This is a genomic window from Streptomyces sp. NPDC054840 (assembly GCF_053611065.1).
Map to the genome: position 1 here is coordinate 1 of NZ_JBSGZP010000002.1, position 12,382 is coordinate 12,382.

A 12,382-nucleotide genomic window follows, 5' to 3' on the forward strand; every position below is an offset into this window, starting at 1 on the left:
GTCCCGGCCTGTGGGGTTGGCGTCCTGACCTGTGGGGCAGGTCAGATCCAGGTGGGCATGGCCCGCTCGGCGTAGCGGGCGCCGAAGCCGCCGCTGGGAAGGATAAGTCAAGGCCGCCGCCCGTACCCTCGGTGCCCAATCCGCCGACCTCGACACCGAACAGCACGCCCGCACCGCCCTCGCCGGGCCTGATCGCCACCGGCATAACCGACGGGGTTTGCTGACTCTACTGACGAGTAGTTAGATTCTCTGCCGCGAGATCCCGCCGTACTCGCTTGATCGTGACCGGCGGGCTCCTCTACAGCGCGGGCGCGGTCGTCTACGCCCTCCAGCGCCCCGACCCCTCACCCCGCTGGTTCGGTTACCACGAGGTCTTCCACGCCTTGACCGTGGCAGCGTTCACCGCTCACTGACCGCCATCTCCCTCGCCGCCTACTGACCAGGAGGAGGTTTTCTTCCAGGACAGGACCGACCCTGGTCCGGGCACGGTTGTCGGGGCTGTCTCGGCCATGGCGGCAGCCCTCCTTCCGAGGCGGGTACCGGTCTTCACCATCGCATTGCCGCATGGGGCGGCGAGGGGGCCGACAGGGGCGGGACGGGGACCGACCGGCCCATGCGCCGAAGGAGCTGTCGGAGGCAGTCTGGTGATGTCCCCCACAGGACGAGAGACAGGCACCATAGAGAGACGAGGCGCCCCGACCACCAGGTGCGATACAGGAACGTACGATAGTTGCGTGAATGTATCAAGTCTGGATTACAGTGGTCTAGACGTCGCCCGACTGTCTTGACCGCCACCGCAGGAGTTCATGTGCCCCCACGTCAGTTCGACGGCAGTCGCGTACGCGCTGTCCGACGGGGCAGGGATCTCAGCCAGAAGCAGCTGGGCGAGCTGGTGGGCGTCAGCGGCCCGGCCGTTGCGCGGTGGGAGAATGGCCAGGAGTTCCCCAAGGGCGAGAAGCTCCCCGCGATTGCCGCAGCGCTCGACCAGCCACTCGATGTCCTTTTCCCCCACGACGGCCCACCGGATTTGCAGCTCCTACGCTGCGACGCCGGCCTCAGCAAGGCTCAGGCCGCCGAGATCATCAACGCGAGCCGCGTGCCACTGAGCAACGCCGAATCCGGCCGACGCAGGCTCAGCGATGCCTACGTGCCGCCACTCGCAAAGGCCTACGGGGTAACCGAAGACGAGCTGCGGGCAGCGCAGGACCGCTCGTTCGGGCTTCGCGGTACGTCCTCGGATGACGAGCAGACGTCTGCGCCCCGTACGATCGGGGAAAAGATCAACTACCTCCTGCAGCACGGGTATGTCGGCCAAGAGCCTCCGACTGACGAGGAAATCGCACGGGCCGTCAACGAGCATGCGGGCGCGGCTACCGTCACAGCCGACGATATCGTCGCGCTCCGTACGGGTGTCACAACCGACGCTTCCGACGTAGTGCGTGCCGGGCTAGCCCATGCCCTCCAGGTCGACGCCGCTCTCTTCCAGGACGACGCCGAGGTCAACCCTGCGGCCCGCGATTTCCTGGAAGCGATCCAATTTCTCGGCTCGATTCACCGAGGGCAGATCCTCGGCTTGGCCGCCCGCGGTAATCAAACGGGCCTGTCTGCGGAAATGATGGCCAAGATCAACGAGCTTGTTGGAGAGCTGAAGCACAAGCTGCCAGACGTGGGCGGGTAGTAACGCCGCCTGCCAGCAGGTTCGATGGGCTCGTGAGCAGCAGGTCAGCGTCGGCGCCAACAGGCGGTTCCCGAAGGCCGGGCTCCGCCGCCTATTCGCTCTGCGGGCTCGGCGCCTGGTGTCGAGGGCCGGCTGCGCGCAGACCAGGCAGGGTTCCGGAGCTATTCCAATAGCCGGGCTGGTGCCAACAGCAAAAACGGGACTACGAGGTCGCCCCCGATATGGGTGCAACGTCGTAATCCCGTTGTTGTTCGTGAAAGCGGGTATGCCAACGCCCGTGACGGGCGCGTGCTCGTTCTCGCCTGTTCGGCGTGCACTGCTGCCGCATGCGCTCGTCGGGGCGGTCGGAGACCGAAGTCCCAGGCGAGATTGCTGCCCACGGGCGCGAGCTGACGACACTGGCGGATCTGTCTGCCGGCGGCAGCGCCCGAGTGCAACTGGTCGGCTGCACTCGGGGCGACTCGCTACGGAGCTGCGGTAAGGTCCACGCCGAGCAGGTCCGAGAGGTCGGCCACCGTCTGCTTGGGGTCCTTGTTGTGTACCCCTGCGAAGCCCAGCTGCTCTGCCGCCTGGACGTACCCTTCCGTGTCGTCGACAAAGACGCACTGCTCGGCGGGCAGGTCCATGAGCTTGAGCGCGGCTTCGAAGAGCTCTGCGTCAGGCTTACGCATCTGGTAGTGCTCGGAGATCACTACGGCGTCGTACAGCTTCTCGAGCTCATAGCCGTTGTACAGGTCCCAAGGAGCCAGCCCCACGGAGTTGGACAGGATGCCCACCTTGATCCCGGCTCGCCTCGCCGCAGCGGCCGCGTTGATCAGCAGCGGCTCAGGACGCAGGCCACCGAAGATCCGGCCCATCAGGTTGTCAGAAGAGACGCCCAGCTTCTTGCCCGCGATCTCGTTCCACTCGGTCTGGCTCACCGCTCCGCGCTCGAGATCGCTGGTGATCCGCACGCCCTCTTCGTCCTGGTACAGCGCGGAGATGCACGCACCCTGGGGAAGCCCTTCACGCTGCTCGAAGGCGAGCACCACCGGCAGCAGTGGAGTGGTGAGCACGCCTCCGAAATCGAGGATGAGGCCGGTGCGGTTGGACATGCGGGAACTCCATTGCTGAGACTTTGGACGCCTTCCAGACCGGACAGCGTCGCGGACCCGGCTACGTGTGGCGACGGCAGCATCTGTGCGTCGCAGGCCAGGGTGCACTTACGGGGCGGAGCAAGACCTATCAGTCCGCGGAACCCACGGTACCAGCCGTGTTCACACAGCCGTTCGTGCTTAATGTCACTAACCGGCCCGCCATTCAAGATCGCTATGCCGCATAGAGCCGTGACCCGGGCAAGGCGCTCTGAACCGAGAACTCGGCCTTCATGTCAATCAAGAGTTATTGGGTAGGTCCGATTTCTGCCTCTGCGGACTGCTCGAGAAGCGTTCGAGCCTGAGTCGTGGTTATGTGCGAGTAGACCGTACTCACTCGCGTTAGCCAGGCCGCTTCGCTATCGGTATCAACGAACGGCTTCGCTTTTAGGGGGCCGACGGCGTACCGACTGGCTTGTGTGGTATCAGCAGCTTGGAGCGCGGCCTTGATCCAGTACGCTTCCGCAGCCGGCTCGGGGTCGGCGTGTGAGGCAGTCATGTCCTCTGCGGTGAACAACAATTCTTTCGGGGCGTAATATCGCAGCTTTTCGCAGGCGTCGGCAATATCCTGGGTCCAGCGGTCCAGGCGAACGTCGCTGGGGACGCGCATGTGGATGAGTTCTGCTATACGCGATCCAGGCGGGTACAGGCTCGTCCCCGGAAAGGCTTCCACCAGGTCAAACCAGAGCGGATAGATTTTGTATAGGGTGCACCACGTCTTCCAGCGGGCAGCGGCCGCGCGGGTAGTGGGAATGCTCGCGCCTACCGCGACAATCAGGAACAGCAGGTTCATCCATACTGCTGTGGCGTCTACAAGAAGCTCCACCGTGGAGGAACTTAGGGGGAACATCACCGCTCCCCAGAGGATGGCGACACGGGCCACTGTGTGGACCAGGCCCATCCACATCGAGACCCCCATCAAGCCCAGCCCAACGCGCATGCTGGTGTTCTCAGCCTGTCGCGCTGCTCTTGTCCATTGGTAGCCGCAAACCGCAGTCGTGATGAATGGGAAGAAGTAGAAAACGGTCATGTAGACCGCAGCGCCCCATTCCCCAGCATGATCAATTAGAAAACTGTGACTCGGTGTGGTGCGGTCCAGCACGGTGAAGAATAGGATCGTGAGCAGGGTCACGCCTATTGCGCCTGCTTTATAGGATGCGCGGGCGATCCAGCGCGAGACCGCGACGTGCCGGGGTGCGACGGTCTCCGAGCTCTTCCCGTAGCTGGTTGCGACGTAAGTCAAGGCTGCGATGATGGCGGCAGTGCTGGCGAAGTGTCGGAGCAGGGCACTCAGGTCGACCACGGGGATTCGATCCACCGCACGCATCGCTGCTGGCGTGTAGAGCCATAGCGCTACGGCGAATCCGGCGTAGCCACCCCAGAGGGCCCGGCGATGAGCATCGGCGTACCGAACTGCCGGGAATCGCCATACGGCGATGACGGTCATCGCTACCGCAGTCAGGTATTTGAAGAAATCGAACACGTAACCAGTACATATCTACGGGCTGGCTGGATACTCACCAACCCGGAAGGCCGGCTGACCACAGCCGCGATTGACGGTAGGCGGACTGCGTGGTGGCTAAATCACAAAGCCGGAAACTCCGTCTTGGTGAACGCCGGTCACTCGCGGTTAGACTCGGCGCCGCGGTGGAGCAACGGGATGAGAAAGTGAGGATTCAAGGAGGCTGACCATGTCATCTCCCCCGATCGGCTGACGGCGTGCCAACCGCTTTATCAGCGATGCCGAAAGTTCGGCCCGTTTTTCCTCGGGGCTATCGAAATTCACGCGCCCTTGGACCAGAGTCGTTGGGAAACGCCGAAGAACTTCCTCGCGGATGTGTTCAGGTACGTATCGCTCAATCTCGGCAGCCGTCAGGTTAGTTCCGTGGTCCAGCCACTCATGCGCGAGCTCATGGAGGATGATGTGCTCGGTCTGGCAGCGACTTGAACGGCGGCGGTAGAGAATGATCGTGAACTCCGGTGCTTTGACCCGAAGGCCACATGCGGTGCCCAGGCCCCCATCAGGATCATCCATTGGCACCAGGCGAATCTGGCGACTCAGCGCATGTTCCATATTCCGCACCAGCGCCTCGACGCTGAACGGAACGGGGATAGGGAGATCGGCGAGCAGCCTCTCGCATTCCTTCACGAGAGCGCGCCGTGAAGGGTCCCGACGCCAACGCATAGTCACTCCAATGAAGGACCACTGGGGTGTCCACTGCCGGTCTCCCCGATCCCGATATCTGCTTGTGGGACGCTAGTGGCCGGAGGCTCGCACTTGAGGTGTGCGGTGGCCGGGCGGCGCATCTAGTCGACGGGCTGATCTTACTAGGAGGAAAGCGCGGGCCGCACAGACCTGGCGTGTTATGAAGGTCACCAAAGCGCAGTAGATGCATCATCGCGGTGTCAAGATCGAAAATTCGGACCGGGCTTGATCCAATTTGACAGACATCGGAGATCGTGGGCTCTGGCCTCGCAAGAATGATCTCCATCATGGAGAGCCCACATCCCTTGTTTACGCTGGCGTTCAGGCCGATATATCCGAGCTATGCAGGGGTGGTGACCGCGCGGCTGGTCCGATCGCCAAGGCGTCGACGTCACTGAGACTGCGGTGCGGGACTGACTGCAGTAGGTGGAAATCGACGCAGGCGAGCGGCGGTTCGCTGGACGCCTACTCATGGGGGCGATTGGCCGGGTTCGTTGGTGGTTTGGGCAGCGCGGTGAGGAACCGCATCCAGCGGACCACCGTCTTCCACGTCGACCATGCCGACGACTGGGTGCCCAGCCCGCCAGCCGGGCCCACCCGCCAGGCCATCGCCTGCGCGATCGGCACCTGCCAGCCAGGTAAGGGGAGGTCGGCGCAGTCGAAGGTCTCGTGGCGGTTGTCGTCGGTGTGGACACGGACGACAAGTCCGTGCAGGCCCGGGCTCTCTGGCTCGGCGGCCGGGTCGTACGGCACCTGGGGGAGGGCGGAGCGGCGTCCCTTGCGGGTGCTGCCTCGACCACTGCTCTTCACCGGCGCCCCCTCGGCACCGCGACGCCCGCGGGCGGCCGTTCTTCACCCAGCACGCTGAGGGGGGCGCGGGGTGTTCCCAGTCGTCGGGCACCAGCGCCATGCGGGTTCCATCTCCAGCTCCTCCAGGGCGTGGAGGTAAATGACCGTGGTCAGCAGGCTCGCGTGTCCCAACCGGCGGCGTACCCAGTCGACGGGGTCGCCGAAGACGCGGACGTAGTGGCGGCGCTGCTCGACGTTCATCTCGCCGAGGGCCGCAAGGTGGCCGCGCTGAAGCTGTTCCAAGGTCAGTACTGCGAAGGTGTGGCGCAACAGATCGGCGTGAGCGGCCAGGTTCCAGCTGCGGGCACGCACCGGTGTGTGGCGGGCGCGCAGGCGGGCCGGTGCCCAGCCGCCGGCCATCGCCAGACCGGCGGGCAGCAGAGTGAGGGAGAAGACGCTCAGGCCGATCCACTGCCAGAACATCGTCGTCGGGTTCCTGTCGGGTGCGGGGACGGGTGGGGGTGGGGTGGTGTTACCGGCGGCCGGCCGCGGTCATGGCGATACCACGCCGGGGCCGGGCAGGAAGTACATCGCCACCCCGGCCAGGGTCAGGGGCGCGCCGATGGCGGCCAGCACTGTCCCGATCTGTCGTTCCGACACGGACTGCTCCTTGCTCGGGTGAATCGAGGCGGCCGGGGTGTCGCGGCCGGTGACGAAGGCGGCGAGTGCCCCGGCGAGCAGGGCCCATGCCGCCGCCCAGCCGAAGCGGGCACCGCCGATCAAGACCGTGGCCGCAGCGACCGTCGCACCGGACGCTATGGCCCGCGGGTTCGTGGCGAACGCCCACTGTCGCCGGGCGCTGCCCGGGTGCCGGAGCTCGGTGATGGCGGTGCGGATGACCAGGGCGGCGATGACGATCACGGGCGCCAGCAGTGAGGCATCGCCGTCGGCCATCAGATGTGCTGCCCGTCCGTACGAGCGGCGGTGCCTTCGGGATCGGCCGTGTCGTTCTGGTAGATGTCGGGGATGCCGTCGTTGTCGGCGTCGATGTTCTCCGCCTTGTACAGGCGCCGGTAGACGGTGTTGCGCCTGCGCAGCAGGACGGCGGCGAGGATCGCGGCGAACAGGGAGGCGACGAAGACGGCGGCCTTGACGTGCTCACCGGTCTGGCCGCCGGGGAAGGCGAGTTCCCCGATCAGCAGGGCGACGGTGAAGCCGATCCCGGCCAGCACTGACAGGCCCAGGACATCGGCCCAGGCGAGGTCGGGGTTGAGCTGGGCGCGGGTGAAGCGGACGGCCAGGTAGGTACCGGCGAAGATCCCCACCGTCTTGCCCGCGACCAGGCCGATCACCACGCCGAGAGGTTCGGGGCTGGTGAACACCGCGCCCAAGGCCGGGCCGGAGATGCTCACCCCGGCGCCGAACAGCGCGAACATCGGAACCGCGATGCCGGCGGACACGGGGTGGACCAAGTGGGAGACTCGCGACGCCGGTGAGGCCTCCTCGCCCTGGTCGCGGGTGGTGCGCAGGATCAGGCCCATCGCGACGCCGGCGACGGTGGCGTGGACGCCGCCGTTGTACATCAGCGCCCAGATCGCCGCCGCGAGCGGCACGTACCACCACCAGCCGCGTACCCGCAGCCGCTGGAGCAGGTAGAAGAGGACCAGGCCCGCGAAGGCTCCGGCAAGTGCCCACAGGTTCAGGTCGGAGGTGAAGAACACCGCGATGATCAGGATCGCGCCCAGGTCGTCGACGACGGCGAGGGTCAGGAGAAGGCGCGCAGCGCGGCTGGCAGGTGTGTGGACAGCACCGCGAGGACGGCGAGGGCGAAGGCGATGTCGGTGGCCATGGGGACCGCCCAGCCCGCGCTGCTGCTGCCGCCGCCCGCCGCGGTGGTGGCCAGGTAGAGGGCGGCGGGTACGGCCATCCCGCACAACGCGGCGATGACAGGCAGCGCGGCGGTGGCCGGGGTGCGCAGTTCACCGATGACCAGCTCACGCTTCAGCTCGATCCCGGCCACGAGGAAGAACACGGCGAGCAGCCCGTCGGCCGTCCAATGTCCTACCGACAGGTCCAGGCCGAGGGCCGGTATCCCGAAGTGGAAGTCGCGTACGGAGGCGTAGGCCGCGCTCCACGGGCTGTTGGACCAGATCAGCGCGACGACGGCTGCGCCGAGGAGGACCAGGCCGCCGACGGTCTCGGTACGCAGGGCGCGGGTGACTGCCTGCCGTTCGGGCAGGGACAACAAACCGAGGAAGGGGGAGCGGGTGCCGGCCATGGCAGTGGGCCTCCGGGTGTGTCAGCGACGAGAGGGCACACTGCCCCCAGGACGCCGACCAGACTTCCCGGCACACCGCGCGCCAGTTCTTGACGCGTTCTTTACACCGTATCCACCAGGCGGGCCGCTGTCTGCCCCGCACCCCTGCGCACCACCACATCGGTGTCAGGTCGCGATCATCCTTGACGAGAGGCGCGCCGGCGGCACTGCCCTCTACACCATGCCGGGTGAGCGGCCGGAGCTGGTCGCCGCCGGAGCCCTGATCCTGACGGCCGTCGCCGCCTGGTGAGATCTGCATGTGCTTGTCGTCCACGGCCGCGGTGCTGGCCCTTCTCATCGTGGCGGCCGCGTGCAGGGCAAGGAGCGCGGGCGGGAGTTGCGCGAGGACCGCCAGCGTGGCGACCTGCCCGGTGGTGGCATCCAGTTGGACCACGGCCAAGACCGGCAGGGCCATCGAGCTGACCGCCCGTCTCGCCACGCTCGCGGCCTGTCCGGCCAGGTACCGTCGGAAGTCGCGGTGGTGCCACAGCGAGGCCGGTGGCGCCGGCATCTGCGTCACGACGCCTCTTCCACATCGGCGGGCGCGGTCTCCACGTGCGGGCCGGCGGTGGTGCCGGGGTGGTAGCCGCTGGCCTGCAGGGTGAACATCGCGGCGTAGTCGCCGCCCAGAGCCATGAGCTCGGTGTGAGATCCGGACTCGACGATGCGGCCGCGGTCGAAGACCAGGATCCGGTCGCAGTCGACGACGCTGGCGAGCCGGTGGGAGATCAGCACCGTGATCTGGTCCTTGCGTAGCCGGCCGCGCAGCACGGCCTCGTACACGGCGTGCTCGGACGGCGGGTCCATGCTCGCCGTCGGCTCGTCCAGAAGCACCAGCACCGCCTCCTGGTACAAGCCCCGGGCCACGGCCACCTTCGCCCACTCTCCACCGGAGAGCTGCCGTCCCTTCTTGAACCGCTTCGACAGCACCGCCTGCCACTGGCCGGGCAGCGCGGCGATAACCTTGTCGGCCCCAGCGGCCCGAGCGGCGGCGATGGCCCGCTCCGGGTCGACCTCGGTGAGCGTGCCCGCTCCAGCGGTGATGTTCGCCAGGGCGCTGAACGGGAACCGGACCGGGTCCTGCAGCACACAGGCGACCTTCTCGTGCACGGACTGGGCGTCCATCTCGCGCACGTCGACGCCGTCCCAGCTCACGCAGCCCTGCTGCGCCTCGTACAGGCCCGCCAGGAGCTTGGCGCACGTCGACTTCCCCGACCCGTTGAGGCCGACGAACGCGACCGTTTCTCCGGCACGGAGTGTGAAGGAGACGCCGTTCAGGGCAGGTGTGTCCTTGCCTGGGTAGCTGAAGTGGACGCCGTGGACCATGATTTCCTGCACCTGGTCCGGCGCACGGACAGCGGAGCTTCGGGGCAGGAGGCGGCGGCTTCGTTCCTGGACGGCGAGGAGGTCGTCGACCCACAGGGCGTGCTCGTAGACGAGGTGGCCGACCTCGACGAGCTGGGTAAGGGAGGACCGGCCCGCCTGGATGGCCAGGACGGCGCCGGCCCCGGCGGCCAAGGGCAGCCAGTCGGCGATCAGCATGGCGGCCAGTGCTGCGTACGTAATGCCGGTCCCGATCCCGCCGACTGCACGGCCTACGAGGTTGAGCACGGCGGAGCTCACGCCGAGGCGGGTGTCCTCCTCGGCGATCTTGGTCGTCAGGCGGCGGTGCTCGTCGAGCAGCGCGCCCTGGGCCGTGTCGGAGCGGAGCTCTGCGGCGGCGTCCACGTCGAGCAGCAGCCAGGAGAAGACCCGGACGCGGCGCTGCAGCGTGTTCCACCGCTTGAAGGACCGGAACCGGGCCCGGGCGCTGTGTACGGCGGCCGCTCCCACAGGCAGGACGGACAGCAGCAGAAGGGGGAGAAGGGCGGGGTGGAGGACGCCGAGTACGCCGGCGGTACCGATGAGCCCGAGGGCTGCGGAGGCGAGGGAGACGACCTGTCCGACGATCATCCGTGCGTAGAAGAGCCCGCGGTCGTTGGCGCGGTGGACCTCGTCGTGCCAGTCGGGGTCCTCGACCGCTTCGAGGCACACGTGCGCGGTGAGGTGCAGGAATTCGCATTCGAGGGCGGTGCGGATCTTGGGTGTAACGCGTGCCTGGGCTACCGCGACGGCCGCTTCCAGCAGGGCCCGGGCGACGAGGAAGCCCGCCACGAGGAGGATCTGGGGGATGGCGGCACGCACGCGGTCGGGTGTGGGGCCCTCCGAGAACAGGTGCTGGAGGACTTTGACCGAGGCGATCAGCCCGAAGGCCGCCATGGCCGCCGAGGCCAACTGGCAGACGACGGCAGCGAGGGTCGACCGGCGGTCCGCCTTCCAGGCAAGTCGGCCGATGAGAGCGGTGATCTTGGGCAGCCGGGCGAGCACCTGACGCACGGTGGCGCTCGCAGCGGCGCCGTCATGAACGGACCAGTACGCCTCTTCCAGCCCGTCGGTGATGTCACCGTCCTCCGCCCCGGCAGGGACCGTTGTCGGAGGCAGTGGTAAGGGGGCGGAGCGTGGGCCGGGCACTGCGTGGGCTGCGCCATCGGTGGGCTCGCTCATGCCGCCCACCTCGCATCCAGTCGTGTCGAGAGGCGTACGCCGACGCGAGACCGCTGCGCACCGCAGAGGCGGAAGGGGCGGGACGGCTGAGGCCACTGTTCGAATCCGACAGGGCAATGGGCGGGGGCGGGCGCGGCGTTCACAATGTCCTCCATCTGGGTGGCAGGTTGGCACTGGTGCTCTAAGAACGCCCGGACTCCGGGGCCGTAGCGGCCCCGGAAGGGCGAATATCTCGAACGGGAATACGAGATTGGCGTGCGGGGCAGCTCCCGCCTGCCTGGTCGCTTTTGAACTCACACGTTCGAGTGGATGCTGACGCGCGGCACCCGATCAGGGGCTTGCGCGGTCCGCCCGCAGAACTCGGCCAGGGGCGGAGTGGGGTGCGTGGTGGCTGAGCAGGTCCAGGCCCTGCTGGAAGACGGTGGGGGTCTCCGAGAGGTTGACCCGCAGGAGTTGGCCGCCCGGATACAGCGAGTCCCAGGCTGCCGAGGTACCGCCGTGGACGACGGTCGGGTTGAGCCGCAGTCCCGCTCGTCCGCACCGCACTACCCAAGGGAGGAAGCCTTCCTGTGGGGTGCGGAGTTCGACGAACGCGGAGTAGCCCGCAGCCGGCTCCAGGCCGGTGATGCGCCGCAACGGCGATCTCGGGCATTCGAGCGCGTGAGCGTTGTGCCGGAAGCGTTCGCTCATGACGGTCAGGTGGTCGCGGACGCGGCGGTAGGTCTCCTCGTCGGGGAGCGCGGGCAGACCTGCTCGGTGGACGCTGTCCTGAGCGATCTGAACGATCTTGGCCGTCTGTTCGGCGGGGGCATCCACCACGGTGAGGAGGGAGGCGTATAAGAGCATGACGACTTCGCCGACGGGGTCACCGCTCATGGCCATCCGCTCGAACCGGTCGCGGGCCAGGTGCTGCAAGAGTGCTCTGTTCCTGGTGACGATGACTGCCGCGCGCAGGCCGGGCAGGGAGAGGTCCTTCGAAGCGGTGAGGATCAGAGCGGCCTTGCTCAGGTCGATGTCGTGGACGCGGTCGCGGAGTATCGCTGCTGGCTGCGGCCCATCGGCCCCGATCTGGAAGGGGACGTCGAGGAGGGTGAAGTCCGGCTCGGCTCGATCGGGCAGGGTGTGGCGGGCGCCGGTGACGCCGTTGGGGAGGACTTCTACGAGGCAGGTGCGGGGGGCCGGGGCCGTGCCGGTGGGATGGATCGTGCCGTCGTGCCGGTAGTAGCCGGTCACAGGGGCTCCCCAGCGCACAGCGCACTGGTCGAAGGCGTAGTAGTTCGGCAGCGGCAGGACGAGGCCGTGATCGGCCTCGGCGAGGTGCGCGATGCTGAGGCTGATGGCCTCGGTGCCGCCACGGGTGAAGAAGACGTCCGATGAGTCCAGCCTCGTGTTCAGGTGGCTGCCGAGGAGTTCGGCCATCGCCGTCCGAGCGCCTGCCGGCCGCCGGGCGGCGTACGCGGAGAGGGTTCCGTCGCGGATGAAGCGGTCCAACAGGGTGGAGAGGTAGCGGGCGAGGGCCGGGGAGGGCGGGAAGCGGTTGCAGCCCTCCCCGAGCTCGATAGCCCTCTCGGCGTCCGGGTCGGCGCCGTCGCGAAGGGAGCCGAAGGCGGTGAGGCAGTCGGCCTGCGCGGGGGCCTGGATGGTGTCGTGCACGGTGGCTCCGGTGCGCCATGGGCCGGGGCGCTGCCGGGCTTCCGCGGTGCGGACGTCGGCGA

Annotated in this window: 9 protein-coding genes and 2 pseudogenes; 2 read left to right on the plus strand and 9 right to left on the minus strand. The window is 67.4% G+C overall.

The window, feature by feature from the left end; genetic code table 11:
• Nucleotides 1–275: 275 nt before the first annotated feature.
• Both ACWGIU_RS00330 and ACWGIU_RS00335 read left to right on the plus strand, forming a co-directional pair.
• Nucleotides 276–439, plus strand: a pseudogene (locus ACWGIU_RS00330) (hemolysin III family protein); the annotation flags it as partial.
• A 369-nt stretch (nucleotides 440–808) separates the two neighbouring features.
• Nucleotides 809–1,678: a helix-turn-helix domain-containing protein gene (locus tag ACWGIU_RS00335; protein ID WP_453701464.1), complete on the plus strand. Its 870-nt coding sequence runs from the start codon at nucleotides 809–811 to the stop codon at nucleotides 1,676–1,678.
• A 464-nt stretch (nucleotides 1,679–2,142) separates the two neighbouring features.
• Here ACWGIU_RS00335 and ACWGIU_RS00340 read toward each other — a convergent pair whose 3' ends face one another.
• From ACWGIU_RS00340 to ACWGIU_RS00380, 9 genes and pseudogenes are all read right to left on the minus strand, one after another.
• Nucleotides 2,143–2,772, minus strand: coding sequence for an HAD-IA family hydrolase (locus ACWGIU_RS00340; RefSeq protein ID WP_453701465.1), 630 nt, complete (start codon nucleotides 2,770–2,772; stop codon nucleotides 2,143–2,145).
• 286 nt (nucleotides 2,773–3,058) lie between these two features.
• Nucleotides 3,059–4,294, minus strand: a complete 1,236-nt coding sequence (locus ACWGIU_RS00345) for an MAB_1171c family putative transporter (RefSeq protein ID WP_453701466.1) — start codon at nucleotides 4,292–4,294, stop codon at nucleotides 3,059–3,061.
• Nucleotides 4,295–4,441: 147 nt separating this feature from the next.
• Nucleotides 4,442–4,960 (minus strand): hypothetical protein, encoded by a 519-nt coding sequence (locus ACWGIU_RS00350; protein WP_374777073.1) that lies wholly within the window; start codon nucleotides 4,958–4,960, stop codon nucleotides 4,442–4,444.
• Nucleotides 4,961–5,482: 522 nt separating this feature from the next.
• Nucleotides 5,483–5,827: a hypothetical protein gene (locus tag ACWGIU_RS00355; protein WP_453701467.1), complete on the minus strand. Its 345-nt coding sequence runs from the start codon at nucleotides 5,825–5,827 to the stop codon at nucleotides 5,483–5,485.
• A gap of 42 nt (nucleotides 5,828–5,869) precedes the next feature.
• The gene (locus tag ACWGIU_RS00360) at nucleotides 5,870–6,289 is read right to left on the minus strand and encodes a hypothetical protein (protein WP_453701468.1); all 420 of its coding nucleotides are present in this window, start codon (nucleotides 6,287–6,289) and stop codon (nucleotides 5,870–5,872) included.
• Nucleotides 6,290–6,358: 69 nt separating this feature from the next.
• On the minus strand, nucleotides 6,359–6,760 hold the full coding sequence (locus ACWGIU_RS00365) for a hypothetical protein (RefSeq protein WP_453701469.1): 402 nt from the start codon (nucleotides 6,758–6,760) through the stop codon (nucleotides 6,359–6,361).
• Nucleotides 6,760–8,084, minus strand: a pseudogene (nhaA, locus tag ACWGIU_RS00370) (Na+/H+ antiporter NhaA). Before nhaA ends, ACWGIU_RS00365 begins: the two are co-directional and overlap by 1 nt.
• Nucleotides 8,085–8,639: 555 nt before the next feature.
• The gene (locus ACWGIU_RS00375) at nucleotides 8,640–10,667 is read right to left on the minus strand and encodes an ATP-binding cassette domain-containing protein (protein ID WP_453701470.1); all 2,028 of its coding nucleotides are present in this window, start codon (nucleotides 10,665–10,667) and stop codon (nucleotides 8,640–8,642) included.
• Nucleotides 10,668–10,997: 330 nt separating this feature from the next.
• The gene (locus ACWGIU_RS00380; RefSeq protein ID WP_453701471.1) at nucleotides 10,998–12,320 is read right to left on the minus strand and encodes an aminotransferase class I/II-fold pyridoxal phosphate-dependent enzyme; all 1,323 of its coding nucleotides are present in this window, start codon (nucleotides 12,318–12,320) and stop codon (nucleotides 10,998–11,000) included.
• Between the last annotated feature and the right edge of the window lie 62 nt (nucleotides 12,321–12,382).